Origin of the sequence: Plantibacter sp. VKM Ac-2876 (genome assembly GCF_015350715.1) — a bacterium.
GTDB classification, from domain to species: domain Bacteria; phylum Actinomycetota; class Actinomycetes; order Actinomycetales; family Microbacteriaceae; genus Plantibacter; species Plantibacter auratus.
In genome coordinates this window covers 38,154-59,019 of record NZ_JADKSI010000002.1, presented here as the reverse complement: position 1 = coordinate 59,019, position 20,866 = coordinate 38,154, and the positions used below count along the sequence as shown (strand labels likewise).

Genomic DNA, 20,866 nt, shown 5'->3' with positions numbered 1-20,866 from the left:
CGCCGTCAGTCCGCCTGCTCCGGGTGCACCGGGTAGTGGCTCGTGATCGAGACGCGGTTGAAGGCGTTGATGACGATCGCCAGCCACCGGACCGCGGCGATCTGACCGTTCGTGAGCGTCGACAGGTCGTCGTCCGGCAGGCGCCGGCGGTGCTGCACGTCCGCGATGAGGGTGACGTCCTCGGTGATCGCGAGTGCGGCCTGCTCCACCGGGCTGAAGTACTCGCTGTCGCGCCAGGCGGACAGGATGGCGAGGCGTTCCGTGGTCTCGCCGAGCGCGATCGCGTCAGCGACGTGGAGACGCAGGCAGTACGCGCAACCGTTGATCTGCGAGGCCCGGATGCGGATCAGCTCGATGAGCCGCTTGTCGATGCCGGCGTCGAGTGCCGCGCGACCCGCGGCACGACCGGTCTCGACGAGCGCCTGATAGACCTCGGGTGATTCCTTGTCGAGCCAGACGTCGGCGCTCATGGGGTTCCTCTCGTCACTGGGCGGGCGCGATCCCGCACACCACTCGTCCACGCTAACGCGCGTGGCTCGAGGACGTCACCGTGCTGTGTCACCGCGGCGGGATGTCCTGACGCGTGACCGGGACCGCTGGTGCGTCGTCGTGGGGTCGCAGTTCCATCCGACGACTGCCGCAGGCGGTACACCGGAGATAGCGCAGCGACCCCTCCGAGGTGGTGTGCGCCGACTCCGTCGCCCAGGTGTGCCGGCAGGCGTCGAGGGCGTTCGGCGAGGGTTCGGAGGACTGCGGGGGTGCGTCGAGGATGGTCATGACTCCACCATGATGTAATGGCGTTATGCATCTCAACCCTTACGGTTCGTACGCCGTCCTCCTGGCCGCGTCGCTGGCGAACGACTGGCCCGACGACGGGGACGGCATCGTCGCCCGCACCCGCGAACACGGGATGACGATGCCCTTCGCGGAGGTGGCCCGTGACCACGCCCGCGTCCGCCAGGTCGTCGACGAGTGGCTGACCGTCGTCGATGCGGCAGACGATCACGCCAGGGCGTCCGCGCTCAACCGCCAGATGGCTTCCGCCGCCGCGTTCCCGCGGCTGACGGACCACGACGGCGAGGGGTGGCACCTGCACTACCGCGACGAGCATCAGGCGCTCCCCGAAGTCCTGGCCGCGGTGATCAGCGTCGGGACCGCCCTCCACCTGACGACGAGGGGGATGCAGCGTCTCGGTCGGTGTGCCGCGGGGACCGAACCCGGCGACACGTGCCGGCGGGTCGTCGTCGACGTCACCCGCAACGGCCGTCAGCGCTACTGCTCGGTGCGGTGCGCCAACCGGTCGGGAGTCCGCAGGCACCGCGCACGCGCGGGCGGCTCAGCCCGCTGACCGGGCGTCGGGCAACAGGAACCAGACGCTCGCTCCCCCGAGCCCCGACTCGTCGATCTCGATCCGGCCACCGTGCGCCTCGACGATGCGTCGGCAGGTCGAGAGGCCGATGCCCAGGCCGGCGACCTCGCTCCCCGCCGCGCGTTCCATGAGGTCGAAGACGCGCTCACGCTGCTCCGGAGCGACGCCGGGACCGTTGTCCTCGACCGCGACCAGCACGCCGGCGGAGACCCGCTCGGCCTGGACGAGCACGTGCGGGACGACTCCGGCGGCCGCACTGAACTTCACGGCGTTCGCGATCAGGTTCTGCAGCAGGGCTCGCAGCAGCGTCTCGTCGCCGTGCACCTGGAGGCGCGTGTCGACCTCGACGGTCGCGCCGGTCGAGGTGATGGTCGCGTCGAGGTCCTCGACCACGGAGGACACGAGCGGCTCGAGGTCGATCGGGACGCGTCGCGGACGGGCGCCACCGATCCGTGCGAAGTCGAGCAGGTCGGTGATCATCGCCGCCATCCGGTCGGCGGCGGACTCGGCTCGCGCGAGCGCCTTCGCCGCGTGTGGCGCGTTCACCATCTCCGGGCTGTCGGTCGCGAGCTCGAGGAACCCGGAGACCGCCATGAGCGGGTTGCGCAGGTCGTGGCTCACCTGCCCGGCGAACTGGGCGAGCTGTTCGTTGGACTGGCCGAGCTCGTGCGTCAGGCGGAGCAGCTCGAGGACGTCGACGACCTGCCTCGCGAGGAGGTCCAGGGCTTTGCCCTGTTCCGGGGACAGCTCTCGGACACGGTCGTCGAAGATGCACAGGGTGCCGATCGGGACGCCGTCGGGGGTGATGAGCGGGCTCGACGCGTAGAAGCGGACGTTGGCGAGCTCACCGGTGACGAAGGGGTTCGCCGCGAAGCGTGGGTCCTGCCGAGCGTCCGAGACGATCGTCCGCACCCGCTGTTGGAACACGACCGCGCACATCGAGTCCTCGCGCGAGCAGCTCGCCGGTTCCAACCCGACCGCGGCGATCTGGTGCTGGAACCGGTCGTCGATGATGTTGATCACGGCGGTCGGCACGTCGCACATGGCCGCGGCGAGGTGGACGAGACTCTCGAGGTCCGTCTCGGGCGGACGACCGACGACCTGGTACTCGGCGATCGCGGAGCGCCTCGTGATGTCCTCTGCGGTGATCACGCGCGCCCTTTCGTCGTCGGAATCCGGAACGTGTCCATGCTACCCATCCAGGGCACGTGCACTGCCCCGGCTGTCGGATACGTCCGAGATGTGCCACTCGCTACCCGGACGGTCGACCGTCGCTCACTCGAGCTGGAGGCGCCTCCAGGCGAGTTCGGCGAGCACCGCGGCCTGCAGGTCGAGGACGCCGTCATCGAACACCGCGCGTTCGGAGTGCAGGGCGACGGATCCCTCGTCGGGGGCGGCGCCGACGAAGACGAGCGTGCCGGGGACCTCGTCGAGGATGTAGGCGAAGTCCTCCGACGCCATCGACGGCACCTCCTGGCGGATGACCCGGTCGGGCCCTACGAGTGAGTCGAGCGTGCTGAGCACGAACCGCGTCTCCTCCGGGTCGTTGACGGTGACGGGGTAGGACGCGATGAACGTCGACTCGAGGGTGCAGCCGTGCGCCTCGGCGATCGCGGTCAGCAGCTCAGGCAGCTGCTCGCGCACCGTCTCGAGCGTCGCCTTCGACAGCGTGCGGATGTTCGCCTCCAGGCTGACGGCCGAGGCGAGCACGTTGCTGGCCTCGGAGTCGCTGCTCAGCCGGGTGATGGAGATGACGGCCTGGTCGGTGGCCGGAAGCCGACGGGCCGCGAAGGTCTGCACGGCGAGGATGAGGTGTGCGGCGACCGGCACCGGATCGACGGCGAGGTGCGGGAACGCCGCGTGACCGCCCGTCCCGCGGACGGTGAGCTGCAACGCGTTGGCACTCGCCATCATCGCGCCCTCCCGCGTGACGAGCTGACCGCGTGGGGTGCTGCAGTCGACGTGCAGCGCGTACGCCGCGACGGGTCGCTCTCCGGCGATGTCGAGCAGATCCTCCTCGAGCATGATCCGCGCGCCGGCCTGGCCCTCCTCCCCGGGCTGGAACATGAACACGACCGTGCCGGCGAGGTCGTCGCGACGGGCGACGAGCAGCCTGACGGCACCGAGGAGACCCGCCATGTGGAGGTCGTGGCCGCAGGCGTGCATGGCCCCGGAGGTCGACGCGAACGGCAGCCCGGTCGCCTCGGTGACCGGCAGACCGTCCATGTCGGCACGGAGCAGCACGGTGGGGCCCGGGGCGCCGCCCCGGAGGACGGCGACGACCGAGGAGAGTGCGGTGCCCGTCGTGACCTCCAGGCCGAGGCCCTCGAGTTCGCGCAGGATGATCCGCTGGGTTCCGGGCAGGTCGAGGCCGACCTCGACGGCGTGGTGCAGTTCGCGCCGGACGGCGATCAGTTCGTCGCGCAACGCGGTCGCGTCCTCCTGGAAGCCGGTCACGAGCGCACCCCGTCGTCCTGCGGCGAGCGCCGGTACACCTGCTCGCCGCGGATCCACGTCTCGGCCACCCGGACGGTGGCGATCTCGTCCGCGGGGACGGAGAAGACGTCGCGGTCGAGGACGGCGAAGCTGCCGTCGTATCCCGTGGCGATCCGACCGACGCTGTCGAGCGGCGAGAGCAGGCCGGCTCGTCCCGTGTACAGCAGGAGCGCCTGGGCGACGCTGATGGCCTCCTCGGGGACGAAGTCGGCACCGTTGTAGGCCTGGCGTCGGACGGCGGCCTCGACGGAGAGCATGACGTCGTCGGCGCCGCTCCAGGCGGTGGCCGGGCGGTCGGAGGAGAGCGCGAGCGGCCCGATGGTGCGGAACAACCGGGCGATCGGGTAGGCGTCGGGGACCTGTTCGGCGCGGAGGGCGAGCTCGTAGCCATCGTATTCGGCGAAGAAGAACACGGTGTGGGTGGCGATCCCGAACGTCATGCGCGCGGAGCGGAGCCGTTCGGCGTACTCCTCGCTGATGATGGTCGCGTGCTCGATGCGGACGGAGGGGATGCCGTCGAGCCAGGGCTCCTGGTCTTCGAAGAGGCTCGCGACGCGGTCGAGGGCGCGGTCGCCCATGGCGTGCACCGCGAGCTGGACGCCGTTGCGGCGAGCCCAGGCGCCGGCTGCGAGGACGTCGTCGTCCTCGACGAGTCGGAGTCCGTGGTCGCAGGATTCGGGATACGGTTCGGCGACCCAGGCGGTGCGGTTCGAGTAGGCCCCGTCGAGGACGACCTTCACCCCACCGATGCGGATCCGCCCCTCGCGATCGTCCGGAGTCAGCTCGGCGAGTGGCGCGGAGGGGTCCCAGCCCGGGTAGAGGGCGACGCGGGTGCGGAGCCCCTTGGCGGCAGCGGCGCGGAAGGCGTCGAGGGGGTCGTGCAGTCGGTTGGACAGCAGGTCGCACACGGCGACGATCCCTCGCGAGGCCAGTTCCTCGCCGATCGCGACGAGCGAGGCGACCTGCTCGTCGCGTTCGGGCACCGGGATGAACCTGGCGACCGCGTCGACCGCGGCGATCTCGGTGAGGACACCGTTCGGCTCGCCGTCCGGTCCGCGTTCGAAACGCGCACCGGCCGGGTCGGGCGTGGCGGCCGTGATGCCCGCGAGGCGGAGCGCCGCGGTGTTGCAGACGGCGGAGTGGGCGTCGCAGCGCCAGACGAGGACGGGGCGTTCTGCGGACACCGCGTCGAGGTCGGCCGTGGTCGGCATCCGTCCCTCGGGGAACTTCGTGTCGTCGAACCCGCGGCCGAGCACCCAGGCGCTCGGCGCGGTCAGCGTCGCCTGATGCTCTCGCAGCCGCTCCACGAGTCCGTCGATCGAGACCACCGACGGCGGGAAGCACTCGGCGGCCACGGCGGTGGCGGCCATGAGCGCCGGGTGGGTGTGGCTGTCGATGAGGCCGGGGAGCACGGTGCGTCCGCCGAGGTCGACCGAGGGTTCCCCCGCGACCGCGGACGCCTCTCCCACCCAGTCGAAGCGGCCGTCGACGATGCGGAACGCGGAGGCGCCGTCCGTCTCGTCGGTGCCGGTGAACACCCGGGCGTTCGTGAAGAGCTGCGAGTGGGTCGGTGTCGCGGTGTCGGTCTGCGTCATGGTGGGGGTATCCGTCTCGGTCTCAGCTGCCATCAGATCGCGCGCCAGGTGAAGCGACCGCCGAGCAGGGTCGCGGCGACCGGCATCGACCGCAGCCGTTCGGCGTCGGCGTCGAGCGGGTCGAGGTCCGTGATGACGAGGTCGGCGGGTTGCCCGACCGCGATCGACGTCCGGACGCTCGCTTCCATCGCCACGTCCAGCGGGAGCCGTTGCTCGGGGTGCCAGGCGTCGCGGCCGTCGCGACTCCGGCTCGTCGCGGAGGCGATCGCCTGCCACGGGTCGAGGGGCGAGACCGGAGCATCCGAGCCGAGTCGGAGGCCGACGCCTGCGCGATGCAGGGATCCGAACGCGAACGCGCGACCCGTGCGGCCGCTCCAGTGGCGGTCGGCGACGTCCCGGTCGTCCATCGCGTGCTCGGGCTGCACGCTCGCGATGAGCCCGAGACTCGCGAACCGGGCGAAGTCCTGCTCGCGCACGAGCTGGGCGTGCTCGATGACGCCGCGCATCCCGAGCGCTTCGAAGGTGTCGAGGACCTCGGTGTTGGCTCGGTCGCCGATCGCGTGGACGGCCGCCTCGATCCCGGCGCCCCTCGCTCGTTCCAGCAGTCGGCGGAGCTCGTCGACCGAGACGCTCTCGACACCGCAGGCGTGCGCACTCGACGGGTCGACGCCCGGATACGGGTCCCAGCACCAGGCGGTCCTCGTGTTGAGGGAACCGTCGACGACGACCTTGAGTCGCCCCATGGTGAGGAGTCCGGCCGGGTCGATCGCGTCGCCGGTGCGGAGTCCCGCCGCGATGACGGACTCCAAGCGGTCGGGCCACGCGGCGGCTTCGATCCGCAGGCTCGTCGCGCCGTCCGCGATGCGCTCGGACCATTCGCCGAGATTGTCGGTGTTCTCGAACTCGACGACCCCGACGACGCCGCGTCGGGCTGCCGCGTCGGAGGCGTCCCGGTAGGCGTGCGCGGCAAGCCCCGAGTGCTGGTCGATCCGCTGCAGCGCCTCGATCCACGGTGCTTCGGCGACGACCCCGCTCGCGTCGAGGTCCAGGCCGAGTCGTCGCGCGGCGCGCGTGTTCATCCAGGCGCAGTGGAGGTCGCCGCTGACGAGGACGACGGGTACGTCCGATTCGGTGGCCTCCAGCGCGGCGAGCGTCGCCGGCTGCGGCCACAGGCCGTCGCGGAAGCCGTACCCCATGAGGAGCCCGTCGGTGAGGGGCGCACCGGTGTCGACCGCGCGACGGACGGCCGCGAGGACGTCGGCCGCGCTGGCGGTGGCGGTCAGGTCGATCCGTCGCCGCTGGATCACCCACTGGGTCATGTGGACGTGGGCGTCCCAGAGCCCCGGTCCGATCGTGCGTCCGGCGACGTCCACGACCTCGCCGGACACCGGGGCCGTCCCGGCCGGTCGGATCCCGGCGATCCGACCGTCGCGGACGAGGATGTCGACGGGCTCGCCGCCGGAGGGCCGTGCGTTCCGGAGCGTGAGGTCGGTCGCGGTCACCGTGCCGGTGTCCCGTCGTCGGTGGTCGGCGCAGCTGTCCCTGCGTGGAGCCCGTGGAGGGCCGCCATGCGGGCGGCGAGGCTCGGGTTCTGGTACGGACCCGGCTCCCCGAGCGCCGTGACGACCCGTTCGACGACCTCGGCCGGTTTGTCCTGGCTCATCTTCTCCTTGGCCTCGAACCGGGTCACTCGCATTCGGAATCCGACCGTCCCATGGACGATGCGTGCCGCGTACTCGCTGTTCGCGATCGTCCCGTTCATGAGGTACGGCTCGGGCAGCACGCGCTCGAAGTGAGCGACGAGGCGGTCGAGCACCTGCAGGTTCTCCTCGTCCGAGAGCAGTTCGGGCACCCCGTACAGGTGCGCGACCGCGAAGTTCCAGGTGGGGACGGCCGGCGACGTGTCGTACCAGCTCGGCGACACGTACCCCTGGGGGCCGTAGACGATCACCATGGCCTCGTGCTGGCCGAGCTCATGCAGTCGCTCATCCGGCCGCCCGACGTGGCTGAGGAGCACGATCCCGTCCTCGTCCTCCTCGAGCAGGACCGGATAGTGCGACGAGACGAGCCCACGACCGGGGACGTGACTGACGACCGTCGCCCAGGGGTACTCGCGCACGAGTGCGCGGACCGCTTCGACGTCGCCCTGGACGTACTCGGTGGTGTGCCTCATCTGCCGCCTCCTGCGGTGCTCGGGGTGTCGACCGCGGACGCTGCGGCCGCCAGGGCCGTCGCCACGTTCGAGGGGGCTCCGACGCCCCGGACGCGCGCCAACCAGGCGGTCGTCGCGGCGAGGGCCCCGAGGTCGAGCCCGGTCTCGATCCCGAGTCCGTGGAGCATCCACACGAGGTCCTCGGTTGCGAGGTTACCGGTGGCGCCCTTCGCGTACGGGCAGCGACCCAGGCCACCCACGGATGAGTCGAACTCGGCGACGCCCAGCGAGAGCGCCGCGTACACGTTGGCGAGTCCCTGCCCGTAGGTGTCGTGCAGATGCAGCGCGACCGCCTCGACCGGGATCCCGGCGGCGAGCACGTCCCGGACGACCCGGGTCGTGAGCCCGGGCGTCCCCACCCCGATCGTGTCGCTGACGGCGACCGTCGAACACCCGGCGCGGTACAGCCGGACGGCGGCCTCGACGACCGTCGCCGGATCGACCGCACCCTCCCAGGGGTCCCCGAACGCCATCGACACGTAGCCGCGCACCGGCACGCCCTTCGCGATCGCGGCGGCGACGACCTCCTCGGCCCGTTCGACGGCACCCTCGCGCGAGGTGTTGAGGTTGGCCCTGGCGAACGACTCCGACGCGCTCACGACGACGGAGACCTCCCGGACACCCGCCTCGATCGCCCGATGCAGGCCGCGGAGGTTCGGCACGAGGCCGACCGCTCGCGCACCCGTCGGCACCTCGAGTCCCGCGACGAGCCGTTCCGCATCCGCGAACTGCGGGATCCAGGTGGCCGGCACGAAACTCGTCACCTCGAGGTCCCGCGAGCCCGCCTCGTACAGGCGCCGACAGAGCTCCGCCTTCACCGCCGTCGGCAGGATGTCCGTCTCGGCCTGCAGCCCGTCGCGCGGAGCCACCTCGTAGACGCGCACCCGCGTCGGGAGGCCGTCCACCGGTTCCATCCGCGGCTGCGGCAGGCCGCTCATGCCGACGTCGCCCGGAGCTCGTCGAGCACCTCGCGCGCATACTCGACCCGGATCCGACGGTCTGCGACGATCCTCGCCGCAACCGCCCCGATCTCGTCCACGGTGGCGCCGGCGCTCGCCGCGATCGTCCGGGCGTGCAGGGTCATGTGGCCGCGCTGGATGCCCTCGGCGGCGAGCGCCCGACACGCGGCCAGGTTCTGGGCGAGGCCCACCGAGGCGATGACGGCCGCGAGTTCCCGGGCCGTCTCGACGCCGAGGAGGGTCACGCCCGCCTGCGCCGTCGGGTGTGCCTTCGTCGCTCCACCGACGAGTCCGACGGCCAGTGGGACCTCGATCGTGCCGACGAGGTTCCCGTCGGCGTCCTGCTCGAACTGCGACAGCGCCGAATAGCGACCGGACCGCGCCGCGTGGGAGTGGCAGCCGGCCTCGACCGCCCGGGTGTCGTTGCCCGTGGCGAGGACGACGGCCGTGATGCCGTTCATGATGCCCTTGTTGTGGGTGGCCGCCCGGTACGGATCGGCCTCGGCGAACGCGCTCGCGGCGACGATGTCGGCGACGACCTGCGCACCACCGAGGAGGTCGGCGTCGAACACCGCCCTGGCACGGGTGATGCGCTGATCGGCCTTGTTCGTGAGGATCCGCAGGAGGGTCCGCGATCCGGCGATCTCGGCGGTGCGGGGCGCGATCGCCTCGGCCATCGTGTTCACGGCGTTCGCGCCCATGGCGTCGCGGACGTCGACGTGGAGATGGACGATGACCTGCGTCCCCGCGCGCGTCGGCAGGATCCGGACGTCGATGTCCCGGGCGCCACCGCCGAAGGAGACGAGGATCGGGTCGAGCTCGTTCGCGAGGGCGAGTAGCTCGTCTCTCGCCTCGAGGACACGGAGCCGCGCGGCGTGCGGGTCGACCGCATCGAGGATCTGGATCTGCGCGATCATGACGTCGCCCGACGACGACGTCCGGAAACCGCCGTGCACGCGCGCGATGCGGGCGGCGTTGGAAGCCGCGGCGACGACGCTCGGCTCCTCGGTCGCCATGGGGACGAGACGGTCCTCGCCGTCGATGGTGAAGTTCGTCGCGACGCCCACCGGGACGGCGATGACGCCGACGACGTTCTCCACGAGGTGGTCCGCCTGGGCGATCGACAGGCCGGCATCGGGTCGCAGTGCGGCGAGCGCCTCCGCCGCGATCCCGGCCCCCTCGGCGACGAGGTCGAGCCGCTCGTCCGGCGTGTGGTCGCGCAGCCCCTGGATTCGGCTGTTTCTCGGCATGGGTCGCCCTTCGGTACAGGCAGACACCGGATCCTCGGTGCTGCGGTCAAGACGACCCTAGGAGCGGTGATCGCCGACGACGATGGGTGGATGACTCAGCGGATCGGCGATCGTGTGGGTGGATCCCACACCCCGCTGGACCGGCCGTCGCTTTAGACTCCTGAGGGACCAGTCAGGAGACCCGATGCGAGAGCCTGCCGACGTGCGAACGGCCACCGACCTCGTCGACGCCGAACCCGTCCACGACACCGAGCGGGAGCTGATCCGGCTGCGACGCCGCGAACACGAGCTCTCAGCCCTGTTCTCGAGCGCCCGCGAACTGGCCGAGCTCCGCGACAGCGACGCCGTGCTCGCCAGACTCGTCCAGCGCGCCCACCAGATGATGGGCGTCGATCTGGCCTACCTGTCCGAGTTCGACCCGGTCACCCACGAGTTGCGGGTCCGCGAGACGAGTGGCTCCGTCAGTCCGTCGTTCCAGACGCTCCGCGTCCCTCCCGGGCGCGGGCTCGCGAGCGTCGTCGTCGAATCGCGCACGGCCCAGTGGGTCGCGGACTACTCCGACTACTCGACCGATCGACACGAGCGCGGCATCGACGACGCCGTCGCAGCGGAGGGGCTCGTCTCCCTGCTCGGCGTGCCGATGCTCACGAGCGATGACGTCCTCGGCGTCCTCTTCGTCGGCAACCGCGACCGGAAGGACTTCTCCCCCGACGAGGTCGCGCTCCTGGCGGCGCTCGCGGACCACGCCTCGGTAATCCTCCAGACCACGCAGACCCTCCGCGACCTGCAGGACTCCGAGGACGCCAGCCGTCGGAACCTCGCGGACCTCACCGCCCACCTCGTCGAACGCGACCGGGCGAACACCGTCCACCAGGAACTCGTCCAGGCGGTCCTCGCCGGGGGCGGATTCGCACCCGTCGCGGACACACTCGCCACCGCACTCGGCCGTGCGGTCGCCGTGACCGACGCGCAGGACCGGGTGATCGCGGCAGCCGGGCTCCCGCTCTCCCCCGGCATGCTCGACCTCGACGACGTCACGCGCGCGGCCATCACCGACAGCCGTCGCTCGGGCCACTGCGTCCTGGTCGCGAGCGGCGGTGTCGGAGCGGTCGCCGCCCTGTCCGCCGGCAGCCAGCACTTCGGCGCCCTCATCCTCGGTGACGGCGACTTCGAGCTCGGCGCAGTGGACCTCCGCACCGTCGAACGCGCGGCGCAGGTCGCGGCACTCCTCGAACTGCAGCAGGAGGCGGCTTCAGGCGCGGACCACCGGGTCCGCAGCGAACTCATCGCCGACCTCCTCGACGACGTGCCCGAACGCCGATCCGACGTCGAACGACGAGCCAGGCGCCTCGGCATCGACCTGCACGAACTCGACTCCCTGCTCCTCCTCGCCGTCCCCGGAGACCAGCAGACCACCGCCGCCCGAGCGCTCGGCCGCCGACTCGACGACCATGCGCTCGTCGGCGAGTACCGCGGGTACGTCGTCGCCGCACACTCCTCCGGCCGTCGGCCGCTCGACGCCGACGCCGTCCGCCGACACGTCGCCGGCAGCATCCAGCAGCCCGTCGTCGCCGTCGTGCCCCGCACCGCCCCCGACGCCCTCACCTCCGCGTTCACCAGCGCGATGCGCACCGCCAGACTCATCGCCGCACTGGAACTCTCGGACCTCACCGCATCGACCGACGACTTCCTGCCCTACTCGGCGATCTTCGACACCGATGCGCGGGCGCTCGCCGACTTCCTGCGCGACACCATCGGACTCGTCCGGCGCTACGACGCCGAGCGGAACGCCGACCTGCTCGGGACGCTCCGCGCGTTCGTGCGGAACAACGCGAGCCCCACCCGCACGGCGCGCGCCTTGAACTTCCACACGAACACGATCCTGCAGCGCCTCGACCGGCTCGACCAGGTCCTCGGAGCCTCCTGGCGCGAGGACGAGCGCATGTTCCGGCTCGGCATCGCCGTCCGCCTCGACGAGCTCCGCGAGCAGTTGCAGGCCGGACGGTAGGCGAGGTCGCCGGTTCAGCGGTCCGAGTCCATGGAGAAGGTCTCCTCGCCCGATTGCGGGAACGGGTTCCCCGTCGGCGAGCCGAAGACGAGGATCATCTCGGCGACGGCGTCGGACTCGTTGCGGACACCGTGGACGAGCCCGGCCGGCGCGTAGAACGCGTCGCCGGATCGCAACAGCCTCCGGTGCTCACCCGAGGTCACGACGAGTTCACCCGCGGTGACGACGTACAGTTCGTCGGAGCTGTTCGGCGAACAACTCGCGTCGTCCCCCTCCAGGTGGAGGTGCTCGCCCTCGGCCGCTCCGGGTTCGAGGCGATACCGCATGACCGATGACGGCAGGGCCGTGGTCTGCTGGAAGTACCACTCCAGCTCGATCCGGCCCGGGCCCTCGTACAGCGCCACCTCGTGAGCGTTGTCGCCGAGTCGTTGCACGCGCATCCGGTTCCTCCTGGTGGTCGTCGATCGGTGGTGGGATCAGGTCCGGTAGAGGACGGGCATCGACTCGAGGAGTTCGCGCGTGTAGGCGTCCTGAGGCCGGGTCATGACCTGCTCCCCCGTCCCCTCCTCCACGACGCGGCCGTTGCGCATCACCGCCACCCGATGTGCGACGTGATGGACGACCGCCAGGTTGTGGGTGATGAAGAGGTAGGTCACGCCCGTCTCCTCCTGGAGGCGGACGAGCAGATTGAGCACCTGCGCCTGCACGGAGACGTCGAGGGCCGAGGTCGGCTCGTCCAGGACGACGAACTCCGGCTTCGCCGCCATGGCCCGGGCGATCGCGATGCGCTGCCGTTGCCCGCCGGAGAACTCGTGAGGGAAGCGCCCCGCGGCGTCCCCTGGCAACCCCACCTGGTGGAGCGACTCGACGACCCGGGCTCGACGCGCGGCCGCGCCCATCCCCGCGGCGACGAGCGGTTCGGCGATCGAACGTGCCACCGTGAAGCGCGGGTCGAGGGAGTCGTTGGGGTCCTGGAACACCATCTGCACCCGCCGCCGGTGCGTCCGCAGCGCCGACCCGCGGAGCCGCGAGACGTCGCCACCGTCGAACTCGATGCGGCCCGAGCTCGGTCGCCGCATCAGGAGGATCGCCCGGGCGAGGGTGCTCTTCCCGGAGCCGGATTCTCCGACGAGTCCGAGCGTCTCGCCCCGACGCACCTCGAGCGACACGTCGTCGAGCGCGAGCGTCGCATGCTCACCGTGGCCGAACCGTTGCGTGACGCCGTCGACGCGGAGCAGGGTGTCACTCATCGGACCTCCTCCAAGACCGCCGGCGCCTCGGCGAAGTCGTTGTCGACGGGGATGACCGCCAACGGTGACCGCACCGGCACCGACGGTCGCGGAATGCTCTCGAGGAGCGCCCGGGTGTACGGATGCTGCGGGTCCGCGAGGACCCGCTCGGCGCGACCGGTCTCGACGATGCGCCCGCGGTACATCACGGCGACCCGTTCGCAGAGCTGCCCGATGACGCCGAGGTCGTGGCTGATGAACAGCACGCCCATCCCCGTCTCGTCGCGCAGGGTCCGCAACAGCTCCAGGATCTGCGCCTGCACCGTCACGTCGAGCGCGGTCGTGGGCTCGTCCGCGACGAGCAGGGTCGGTCCGGCGGCCACCGCGATGGCGATCACGACTCGCTGGCGTTGACCGCCGGACAGCTGGTGGGGGTAGTAGCCGAGCCGTCGTTCCGCGTCGGGCATCCGCACGAGGTGGAGGATCTCCAACGCCCGCGCCCGGGCCTGCCGTTTGTCGGCGACCCCGTGGATGCGGAGGACCTCGGCGATCTGCGCCCCGATCCGCATGCACGGGTTGAGGGCGGACATCGGCTCCTGGAACACCATCGAGGCGCGCGTACCGCGGAGCCCCGACCAGTCCCGTTCCGTGGCGCCCTGCATGTCGGTCCCCGCGACGTCGAGTCGGGACGCCGTGACCGTCGCCGAGTCCGGCAGCAGCCCCATCATCGCGAGGGCGATGCTGGACTTGCCGCTCCCGGACTCGCCGATCACCCCGACGATCTCCCCCGGACCGACGCGCAGGGACACGTCCTGCACCGATGGCGCAGCGCCACCGTAGGCGATGCTCAGCCCCTCCACGTGAAGGGCGTCGACGTCTCGATCCATGGGTCAGACCAGCTTTCGCTCGAGTGGTGCGGGAGGGACGGTGGGGTGGACGACAGGACTACTGGCTCAGCCAGGCCTCGTCGAGCCGGTACCGCGAGTAGTACGCGTCGCTCTGGTAGTCGTGCAGCTTGGCGCTGTCCCAGACCTCGAAGTAGACCGGGACCGCGACCGGCACGATCTCGAGCACCTGCTCGGCCGCTTCCGCTGCCAGCTGGTCGACGAGCTTGGCGTACTCGGCCGGATCCGACTCACGCTTCGCCTGCTGGAACAGCGCTCGAGCCGCATCCGCCTCGGGGTTCCCCTCCCAGTGGTTGTAGACACCGCCGTCGACGAGCACGGGGTCGTAGTAGAACAGCGACGCAGCACGAGGGCTGCCCGGGATGGCGACGAGATCGGTCCAACTCTCACCGGTCGTGAAGACCGGGGCGATCTCCGACAGCGGCTTCGCGTCGAGCTTCAGAGTGATGCCCGCTTCGGCGAGCTGCTGCTGCATCATCTCGTAGACGGGGTGGTGCGACTGCGCGACGTCGCCCATGTAGCTGAGCGTGATCGTCGGGTTCGGCTGGCCGGCGTCCGCGAGGAGTTCCTTCGCGCGGCTGACGTCGCGCTCGTAGTACGGCAGACCCTCCGGGTCGAGCGCGCCGGGGTCACCGGCCGGTGGCACGAACGACAGCGCGGCGTAGCCGAGCATCGCCGTGTCGACGAGGGCCTGGCGGTCGAGGGACAACGCGACGGCCCGACGGACGTCGATGTCGGCGAGCGGCCCGGTCTCCGGGTTGATGTAGATCGCGAGGTTCTGACGGTAGGAGGCCTCCCCGAGGGTGAATCCGGCCTGGACCGCCTGGTCGGCGAGGCTCCCGTCCGTGAAGTACGCGGCCTGGATGCTGCCCTGCTGCAGCGCTGCGAGGCGTGCGGACTCGTCGGGGATGAAATCGAAGACGATCTCGTCGAGATACGGCTTCGTGTCCTGCCAGGCGTTCTCGTTCTTCTCCATCGTGACGCTGACGCCGTCGCTCCAATCGGTCACCTGGAACGCGCCGGTCCCGAAGGTGGTCCGCTGCCGCTCATCCGGGGTCGCTGCGCCATAGCCCTCCTCGCTCACGATGAAGAACGTCTGTCGGGCGGAGACCGCGTCCACGAAGGTACCGTCCGGCGCGCTGAACCGGAACGTGACCTCGGTCTCACCGGTCTTCTCGATGCTCGACACGTTCGCGAGGTAGGTGCTCGCCGAGGTGGTCGCCTCCTTCATCAGGTTGAAGGAGTAGACGACGTCGTCGGCGCTGAACGCGCTGCCGTCGGCGAAGGTGACGTCGTCCCGCAGCTGGAAGACCCAGGTGAGCTCGTCCGGTTGCGACCACTCGGTGGCGAGCGCCGGGATGACCTCGCCGTCGTCGTCCTTCGCGAGCAGCGTGTCGTACGCGACGGCGTTGATGACCTCGGCGGCGATCGCGCTGGCGGCCATCGGGTCGAGACCGCCGGCCGACGGCTCGGCCGGGACACCCCAGTGCAGGGTGCCACCGGCGACCGGGTCGCCGCCCGCGTCGGCCGTGGATCCGCCGGGCGCACAGCCGCTGAGCGCGAGGGACGCCGCCACGATGGCGACCGTCCCCGCGAGGATGCGTGTCTTCATTGCTGCCTCTTCTCTGGAGCGTCGTCCGTGGACGCCGCGTCGATGGTGGTGCGGGATGACGTGCCGTGGTGCGCCGCTGCCGCTCCCCGGCGCCCGCGCGGGCGGCCGAGCGAGAACGCGGGCTCCCGCCTCGGGGCGAAGTGGTCCTGGAGCCCGTCGGCGAGGAGGTTCCAGGCCGCCGAGAGCAGGATGATCACGAGGGAGGGCAGGACGATGAGGAGGGGCTGCACCTGCATGAAGCGCGTGAACTCGCTGATCATGCGGCCGGCCGAGGGTTCGGGCGCCTGGACACCCTGACCGAGGTAGCTGAGCGCGGCTTCGATGAGGACCACCTGCGAGGCGACGGACGCGAACTGCACGAACAGTGGCGTCAGGACGTTCGGCAGCAGGTGCTCGACGATCACCCGATGTCCCCGCACGCCACTGAGCGTCGCTGCGAGGACGAAGTCCCGTTCGCGCAGGGCGATGACCGGGGCTCGCATGACACGGGCGAAGCCCGGAGCGAACACGAGGCCGAGGGCGATGATGAGCGGCCACGGCCCGGTGCCGATGACGACACCGACGACGAGCGCGACGAGGATCGCCGGCAGGGCGAGCGCCGCGTCCACGATCCGCATGATGATCGCGTCGACCCAGCCGCCGAGGTACCCGGCCACCAGTCCCAGGGCCGTACCGATGACGGCGCCGAGCAGGGCGGCGGCGCCCGAGATGAGCAGACTCGTCCGGGCGGCGAGCGCCAGGCGGGTGAGGTTGTCGCGGCCGAGGTTGTCGGTGCCGAGCAGGTGGTCGAGGCTCGGCGCGGCGAGGGCCGGTCCGGAGGCGGCGAACGGGTCGTAGGGCGGCGCGAGGGTCATCCATCCGGCGAGCAGGAGGATGCCGACGAGGATGCCGGACCCACTCCAGAAGGCGGGACCGAACCCGTTGCGACGGCGACGGCCGTCGATCTTCGCGAGCGCGATGGCGCGGGTGACCGTCATGACGTGTGGACCCTCACTCGTGGGTCGATCAGCGGGTAGATCAGATCGACGATGAAGTTGATGAGCACGTAGACCGCGCCGATGAGCAGCACGGTCGCCTGGATGATCGGGTAGTCGGACGAGCGGATGCCGGTGAGGAGGAGCGAGCCCATCCCGGGGAGCGCGAACACGGTCTCGATGACGACCGTCCCGCCGACGAGCGCGGCGAGTTCGATGCCGATCACGGTCGTGACGGGGATGAGGGCGTTGCGCAGCGCGTGCCGCCCGACCAGTCGGGACGGTGACGCCCCCTTGGCCCGCGCCGTGCGGACGAAGTCCTGTCCGAGCGTGTCGAGCAGGGTGCCGCGGGTGTACCTGGCGACGATGGCCGCGAGGACGAGACCGATGAGGAGCGCCGGCAGGACGAGCACCCCGACGAGTCGCAGCGGATCCCCGCTCGCCCCCGCGGTACCCACGAGCGGCAGGCGCAGGGTGAGTGAGTTCACGAGGATGAGGACGGTGCCGAGCACGAACGGCGGGGTCGCGAGGAGCACGAAGGACAGCCCGCGCACCGCGTTGTCGGGGGCCCGACGCCACCGGGTCGCTGCGAGGACACCGGCCGGGATGCCGAGGACGGTCCCGAACAGGGTCGCCATGACGGCGAGGGTGAGGCTGAGCGGGAGGCGCTGGGCGATGAGGTTGGACACCTCGTTGGGGACGGTGATGGCTCGTCCGAAGTCCCCCTGCAGGACGCCGAGGAGCCACGCGAGGTACTGCGTCAGCCAGGGTCGGTCGAGGCCGAGTTCCGTGCGGAGCGCGTCGAGCGCGGCCGGGTCGGGGTTCGAGGGGTCCGCGAACGCCGACAGGGGGTCGCCCGGGATCACCCGGACCATCGAGAAGACGAGGACCGACAGGACGAACAGGACGAAGAGCGACGACAGGACCCGGGAGACGATGTATCGCGCCATGGGATCAGCTCGCGGAGGTCGGCATCGGTGAGACGCGGTCGGCGCCGCGGGCATGGGACGGGGCGAAGCTCGCGATGTCGTCGCTCGTCTCCCCGTCGAGCGCGAGCTCCGCGAGGATGCGTCCGAACGCCGGCGTGAACTTGAAGCCGTGACCGGCGGCGAGGGCGACGATGACGTCCGGGTGCTCCTCGAGCGGGCCGAGGACGAAGTTCCGGTCCGGGGTGAGCGCGTACTGGCAGGTCACCGTGCGGAGCTCGGCGCCCGACGCCGGCACGAGGTCCGCCATGAAGTCGGCCAGCTGCCCGGTGAGCTCCGGCGACGGGACGAAGGTGCGCTCCGCCGGCGACATGCGGTTCTCCGAGACGTCGCGTGCGGCCTTCACGGTCGGTTCCCCGAAGGTCGGGAAGCCGTAGTAACACTCCTCGTCCTCCCAGATCCACACCGGGAACCGCTCACGATCGAGCTGCTCGGCGTCGGCCGGACGGAAGTAGGTGACCTGCTCCTGCATCACGTCGAGTGGGATCGCCGCACCGAGGGGTTCGAGCAGCTCGTTGGCCCACGCGTCGGCGGCGAGGACGACCTTGCCGGCGCGCACCGGGCCGCTGGAGGTCTGCACCACGACGCCGGCGCCATCGGGGGTCAGCGCGTCGACGCGGGTGCGGTCGCGGATGTCCGCACCGAGCGCGCGGGCTCGGAGCTGCAGCGTCGCGACGGTGCGCGCGGCGTGCGCGATGCCGGTGTCGGCGGTGTAGACCGTCTCCACGTTCTCGGGGATCCGGAACTGCGGCCACCGTGCCTGCACCTCGGCCGGCGTCAGCAGCTCGTGCGGGACCCCGCACTCCTCCAGTGCCGCGGTGAAGTCGGTGGCCGAGTAGGGGCCGTCGACCGGCAGGAAGATGACACCGCCGGTGATGGTGAGCAACCGTTCGCCCGACTCCTGCTCGAGGTCGGCCCAGTCGCGGTACGCCGACTGCGCGAGTCGCACGTACTGCGGTGCGCCGTACGACGTCCGGACGATCCGCGAGGTGTCGTGCGAGGCACCGCGGACGTGCCCGAGTTCGAACTGCTCGAAGGCGACGACCTTCGCGCCCCGACGGGCGAGGTGGTAGGCGGCGGCACTGCCGAGAGCTCCCATGCCGACAACCGCGACGTCGAACGATTCCATCCGGTGGTGCTCCCTCATGCTTGCCCGATCGATTCAGGCAAGTGTGCTGGAGCACCGGAGACCGGCCTATGGACCGAGCACCCATGTTTCCGCGCTGACAGTGTGTCGGAACGACCGATGGCACCGAGCGGCGGCCCGCGCGGCTTCAGCCGGCCGGGTGCGCATCGCGCAGGGACCGCCGGAGTCGCTCGAGTCGCGCAGCGGCCTGCACCCGGAATCGGAACTCGCTGTCGTCCCAGTCACCGTCGAGGAGCGAGCGGATGCGGTCGAGACGCTGTTGCACCGTGTTCGGATGGATGCGGAGGCGTCTCGCCACCGCGTGTCGGCTCTCGCCGTCATCGAAGAAACCGGCCAGCGTGTCGAACAGGGCGGTGCCACGTCGTCCATCCCAGGCGAGGACCGGCCCGAGGAGTTCGTCGACGAAGCGGATCACCGCCGTCGGCTCGCCCGAGGTGAGCGCGTGATACGGCGCGAGACTGTCGGAGGCCACCGTTGCGGCCTCGATGCCGAGTGGGTGGAGGAACCGCAGGTCGGCCGTCGCTCGTTCGACGGCCGGGCCGAGATCCGCCCATCCGCCGAGGCCGGTGCAGACCACCGCGGTGAGCGCCGACTCGTGCAGCCGGTCGGCCAGCAGCCGACGCAGCCGCTCCGTCTCGGCGACGGGGTCCGCGACCGACCAGGCGACGATCACCCGGTGATCGCGCCGGGCGACCACGCCGTTCTCACCGACGGCACCCGCGGCGACGAACGCCGCGTCGGCGACGTCCCGCTCGAGGACGTCGACGACCGCGCAGGCTCCCGGCGCCATGGCTTGCAGCGAGGGTTCGACGTCCGCCGAGAGGACATCGTCCGCACCGTCGACGACCGCCAGCAGCCAGCGCGCTCGACGCTCGGCTCGCAACGCGATCACCGCGTCGCGCTTGAAGGAGACCAACGCGGCCACCTGGGCGGCCCGCTCCAGCGTGCGGCGGAGGACGCTGTCGTCGGGACCGGAACCGGCCTCCGCGACGATCGACCCGAGGACGCGGTCGGCTCCGACGATCGCCACGACGAGCCAACGGTGCCCTCGGGCTTCCACGAGCTCGGCGTGCCCGCTCAGCTGGCTCCGACCGACCGCGTCGCGGAGCACCGGTCTGCTCGGCAGCTCACCACCGCCGTCGAGGAGTCTCGCCTGGTCGTCCAACGCCCAGACCCGTCGTCCGAGTCGTTGGGAGAGGGTCACGACGAGGTCCACCACCGTACCGCCGGACATCGCCGCCGAGGTGAGCTCCTCATGGATTCCGCTCGCGAGCTCCGTCGCGGCGAGGTGACGTTCGAGCTCGCGGTAGGCCTCCTCGGCGCGGACGACGGCTGCCGCCCGCTCCGCAAGCGCCCGCGCCGTGTGCAGGACGGCCGCGGCGTGGTCGGCGAACGCCGAGAGCAGGAGGACGTCGTCCGGCGTGTAGTCGTACCCGAACCGGTTGCACGCGAAGAGTGCGCCGAGCACCTCGTCCCCGACCGCGAGCGGGACACCGAGGAACGACACGAGTCCCTCCGCCCGAACGGCGGCGTCGATGCGGTCGTCGTGGCCGACCTCGGTCATCGTCTCGTACCGCGCGACCCAGGCGGGCTCACGCGTCCCGGCGACCAGACTGGCGAGCCCGACCCCGGCCGGGACGGCCAGGTCTCGGAACCCGGGCGTCACCGTCCCGACGGAGTGCCGCACCCGGAGGTCTCCGCGGACGTTCTCGACCTCGGAGAGATAGGTGACGTCGGTGCCCATGAGCTGGTGCGCACGCTCGACCAGGCGGCGTAGGACTTCGTCGACGTCCTGCAGGCGGACGAGCTCTCGCGCGGTCGAGAAGAGCGCCTCGAGCTCGTTCGCCCGGCGCCGCAACCGTGCACCACGCAGTTGCGACTCGCGCACGGACTCGACCACCGCCTCCGCCTCGGCTCCGGCGACACCGGCCCGGGCGAGCAGGTCCCGGACACCTGCGCCGGGACGCCCGGGCTCGTCGCGGGACGTCGCGAGGAGGTCGAGCGCCAGTGATGCTCCCGACCTCGCAGCGTCGACGCTCGGGCGCGGTTCGTCGGAGCCGATCGACGGACTCATGCGGACTCCATCAGCGTGGGGGGCGGGACACGACCGCCTCGGGCAGGATG

Annotated in this window: 19 protein-coding genes; 2 read left to right on the top strand and 17 right to left on the bottom strand. The window is 71.2% G+C overall.

Going from position 1 to position 20,866, the window contains the following annotated elements; translation table 11 throughout:
• Window positions 1-5: 5 nt before the first annotated feature.
• On the bottom strand, window positions 6-470 hold the full coding sequence (locus ITJ62_RS06670; protein ID WP_079706065.1) for a carboxymuconolactone decarboxylase family protein: 465 nt from the start codon (window positions 468-470) through the stop codon (window positions 6-8).
• 88 nt (window positions 471-558) lie between these two features.
• Window positions 559-777, bottom strand: a complete 219-nt coding sequence (locus ITJ62_RS06665; protein ID WP_228498099.1) for a hypothetical protein — start codon at window positions 775-777, stop codon at window positions 559-561.
• Window positions 778-802: 25 nt separating this feature from the next.
• On the opposite strand from ITJ62_RS06665, the gene ITJ62_RS06660 reads away from it, so the two are divergent.
• Window positions 803-1,348 carry a CGNR zinc finger domain-containing protein gene (locus ITJ62_RS06660; protein WP_194600429.1) on the top strand — a complete coding sequence of 182 codons (546 nt, stop codon included), beginning with the start codon at window positions 803-805 and terminating at the stop codon, window positions 1,346-1,348.
• Here ITJ62_RS06660 and ITJ62_RS06655 read toward each other — a convergent pair.
• From ITJ62_RS06655 to ITJ62_RS06625, 7 genes are all read right to left on the bottom strand, one after another.
• A complete protein-coding gene (locus ITJ62_RS06655) occupies window positions 1,337-2,521 on the bottom strand; it encodes a GAF domain-containing sensor histidine kinase (RefSeq protein ID WP_194600427.1) in 1,185 nt (394 codons plus the stop codon). The genes ITJ62_RS06660 and ITJ62_RS06655 overlap by 12 nt on opposite strands.
• Before the next feature lie 123 nt (window positions 2,522-2,644).
• Complete coding sequence (locus ITJ62_RS06650) at window positions 2,645-3,826, bottom strand: M20 family metallopeptidase (RefSeq protein ID WP_194600425.1); 1,182 nt, start codon at window positions 3,824-3,826, stop codon at window positions 2,645-2,647.
• The gene (locus ITJ62_RS06645; protein WP_194600423.1) at window positions 3,823-5,460 is read right to left on the bottom strand and encodes an amidohydrolase; all 1,638 of its coding nucleotides are present in this window, start codon (window positions 5,458-5,460) and stop codon (window positions 3,823-3,825) included. Before ITJ62_RS06645 ends, ITJ62_RS06650 begins: the two co-directional genes overlap by 4 nt.
• Window positions 5,461-5,492: 32 nt before the next feature.
• Complete coding sequence (locus ITJ62_RS06640; protein ID WP_194600421.1) at window positions 5,493-6,962, bottom strand: amidohydrolase family protein; 1,470 nt, start codon at window positions 6,960-6,962, stop codon at window positions 5,493-5,495.
• Complete coding sequence (locus ITJ62_RS06635) at window positions 6,959-7,633, bottom strand: FMN-binding negative transcriptional regulator (protein WP_194600419.1); 675 nt, start codon at window positions 7,631-7,633, stop codon at window positions 6,959-6,961. Before ITJ62_RS06635 ends, ITJ62_RS06640 begins: the two co-directional genes overlap by 4 nt.
• Window positions 7,630-8,610 (bottom strand): hydroxymethylglutaryl-CoA lyase, encoded by a 981-nt coding sequence (locus ITJ62_RS06630; RefSeq protein ID WP_194600417.1) that lies wholly within the window; start codon window positions 8,608-8,610, stop codon window positions 7,630-7,632. The genes ITJ62_RS06635 and ITJ62_RS06630 overlap by 4 nt, the downstream gene beginning before the upstream one ends.
• On the bottom strand, window positions 8,607-9,881 hold the full coding sequence (locus ITJ62_RS06625; RefSeq protein WP_194600415.1) for a hydroxymethylglutaryl-CoA reductase, degradative: 1,275 nt from the start codon (window positions 9,879-9,881) through the stop codon (window positions 8,607-8,609). Before ITJ62_RS06625 ends, ITJ62_RS06630 begins: the two co-directional genes overlap by 4 nt.
• Before the next feature lie 202 nt (window positions 9,882-10,083).
• Between ITJ62_RS06625 and ITJ62_RS06620 the strand changes: the two genes are divergently transcribed.
• A complete protein-coding gene (locus ITJ62_RS06620; protein ID WP_370581855.1) occupies window positions 10,084-11,889 on the top strand; it encodes a GAF domain-containing protein in 1,806 nt (601 codons plus the stop codon).
• Window positions 11,890-11,903: 14 nt separating this feature from the next.
• On the opposite strand, the gene ITJ62_RS06615 is transcribed toward ITJ62_RS06620, so the two are convergent.
• From ITJ62_RS06615 to ITJ62_RS06585, 8 genes are all read right to left on the bottom strand, one after another.
• Entirely contained in the window at window positions 11,904-12,329 is a 426-nt protein-coding gene (locus ITJ62_RS06615; RefSeq protein ID WP_194600413.1) for a cupin domain-containing protein, read from the bottom strand.
• Window positions 12,330-12,365: 36 nt separating this feature from the next.
• The gene (locus ITJ62_RS18975; RefSeq protein WP_159878942.1) at window positions 12,366-13,139 is read right to left on the bottom strand and encodes an ABC transporter ATP-binding protein; all 774 of its coding nucleotides are present in this window, start codon (window positions 13,137-13,139) and stop codon (window positions 12,366-12,368) included.
• A complete protein-coding gene (locus ITJ62_RS18970) occupies window positions 13,136-14,005 on the bottom strand; it encodes an ABC transporter ATP-binding protein (protein WP_228498097.1) in 870 nt (289 codons plus the stop codon). The genes ITJ62_RS18975 and ITJ62_RS18970 overlap by 4 nt, the downstream gene beginning before the upstream one ends.
• 58 nt (window positions 14,006-14,063) lie before the next feature.
• On the bottom strand, window positions 14,064-15,635 hold the full coding sequence (locus ITJ62_RS06605; protein WP_194600411.1) for an ABC transporter substrate-binding protein: 1,572 nt from the start codon (window positions 15,633-15,635) through the stop codon (window positions 14,064-14,066).
• A complete protein-coding gene (locus ITJ62_RS06600) occupies window positions 15,632-16,612 on the bottom strand; it encodes an ABC transporter permease (protein WP_159878948.1) in 981 nt (326 codons plus the stop codon). Before ITJ62_RS06600 ends, ITJ62_RS06605 begins: the two co-directional genes overlap by 4 nt.
• Window positions 16,609-17,559 carry an ABC transporter permease gene (locus ITJ62_RS06595; RefSeq protein WP_071260690.1) on the bottom strand — a complete coding sequence of 317 codons (951 nt, stop codon included), beginning with the start codon at window positions 17,557-17,559 and terminating at the stop codon, window positions 16,609-16,611. The genes ITJ62_RS06600 and ITJ62_RS06595 overlap by 4 nt, the downstream gene beginning before the upstream one ends.
• Before the next feature lie 4 nt (window positions 17,560-17,563).
• Window positions 17,564-18,724, bottom strand: coding sequence for an N-methyl-L-tryptophan oxidase (gene solA, locus ITJ62_RS06590; protein ID WP_194600409.1), 1,161 nt, complete (start codon window positions 18,722-18,724; stop codon window positions 17,564-17,566).
• Window positions 18,725-18,869: 145 nt separating this feature from the next.
• Window positions 18,870-20,816: a helix-turn-helix domain-containing protein gene (locus tag ITJ62_RS06585; protein WP_194600407.1), complete on the bottom strand. Its 1,947-nt coding sequence runs from the start codon at window positions 20,814-20,816 to the stop codon at window positions 18,870-18,872.
• Window positions 20,817-20,866: the final 50 nt, after the last annotated feature.

Bases quoted from the DNA above. Each gene is read 5' to 3' on its own strand.
- ITJ62_RS06670 (WP_079706065.1), bottom strand. From the start codon at position 470: ATGAGCGCCGACGTCTGGCTCGACAAGGAATCACCCGAGGTCTATCAG.
- ITJ62_RS06635 (WP_194600419.1), bottom strand. From the start codon at position 7,633: ATGAGGCACACCACCGAGTACGTCCAGGGCGACGTCGAAGCGGTCCGC.
- ITJ62_RS06630 (WP_194600417.1), bottom strand. From the start codon at position 8,610: ATGAGCGGCCTGCCGCAGCCGCGGATGGAACCGGTGGACGGCCTCCCG.
- ITJ62_RS06665 (WP_228498099.1), bottom strand. From the start codon at position 777: ATGACCATCCTCGACGCACCCCCGCAGTCCTCCGAACCCTCGCCGAAC.
- ITJ62_RS18970 (WP_228498097.1), bottom strand. From the start codon at position 14,005: ATGGATCGAGACGTCGACGCCCTTCACGTGGAGGGGCTGAGCATCGCC.
- ITJ62_RS06605 (WP_194600411.1), bottom strand. From the start codon at position 15,635: ATGAAGACACGCATCCTCGCGGGGACGGTCGCCATCGTGGCGGCGTCC.
- ITJ62_RS06595 (WP_071260690.1), bottom strand. From the start codon at position 17,559: ATGGCGCGATACATCGTCTCCCGGGTCCTGTCGTCGCTCTTCGTCCTG.
- ITJ62_RS06625 (WP_194600415.1), bottom strand. From the start codon at position 9,881: ATGCCGAGAAACAGCCGAATCCAGGGGCTGCGCGACCACACGCCGGAC.
- ITJ62_RS06600 (WP_159878948.1), bottom strand. From the start codon at position 16,612: ATGACGGTCACCCGCGCCATCGCGCTCGCGAAGATCGACGGCCGTCGC.
- ITJ62_RS06660 (WP_194600429.1), top strand. From the start codon at position 803: ATGCATCTCAACCCTTACGGTTCGTACGCCGTCCTCCTGGCCGCGTCG.
- ITJ62_RS18975 (WP_159878942.1), bottom strand. From the start codon at position 13,139: ATGAGTGACACCCTGCTCCGCGTCGACGGCGTCACGCAACGGTTCGGC.
- ITJ62_RS06615 (WP_194600413.1), bottom strand. From the start codon at position 12,329: ATGCGCGTGCAACGACTCGGCGACAACGCTCACGAGGTGGCGCTGTAC.
- ITJ62_RS06585 (WP_194600407.1), bottom strand. From the start codon at position 20,816: ATGAGTCCGTCGATCGGCTCCGACGAACCGCGCCCGAGCGTCGACGCT.
- ITJ62_RS06645 (WP_194600423.1), bottom strand. From the start codon at position 5,460: ATGACGCAGACCGACACCGCGACACCGACCCACTCGCAGCTCTTCACG.
- solA (WP_194600409.1), bottom strand. From the start codon at position 18,724: ATGGAATCGTTCGACGTCGCGGTTGTCGGCATGGGAGCTCTCGGCAGT.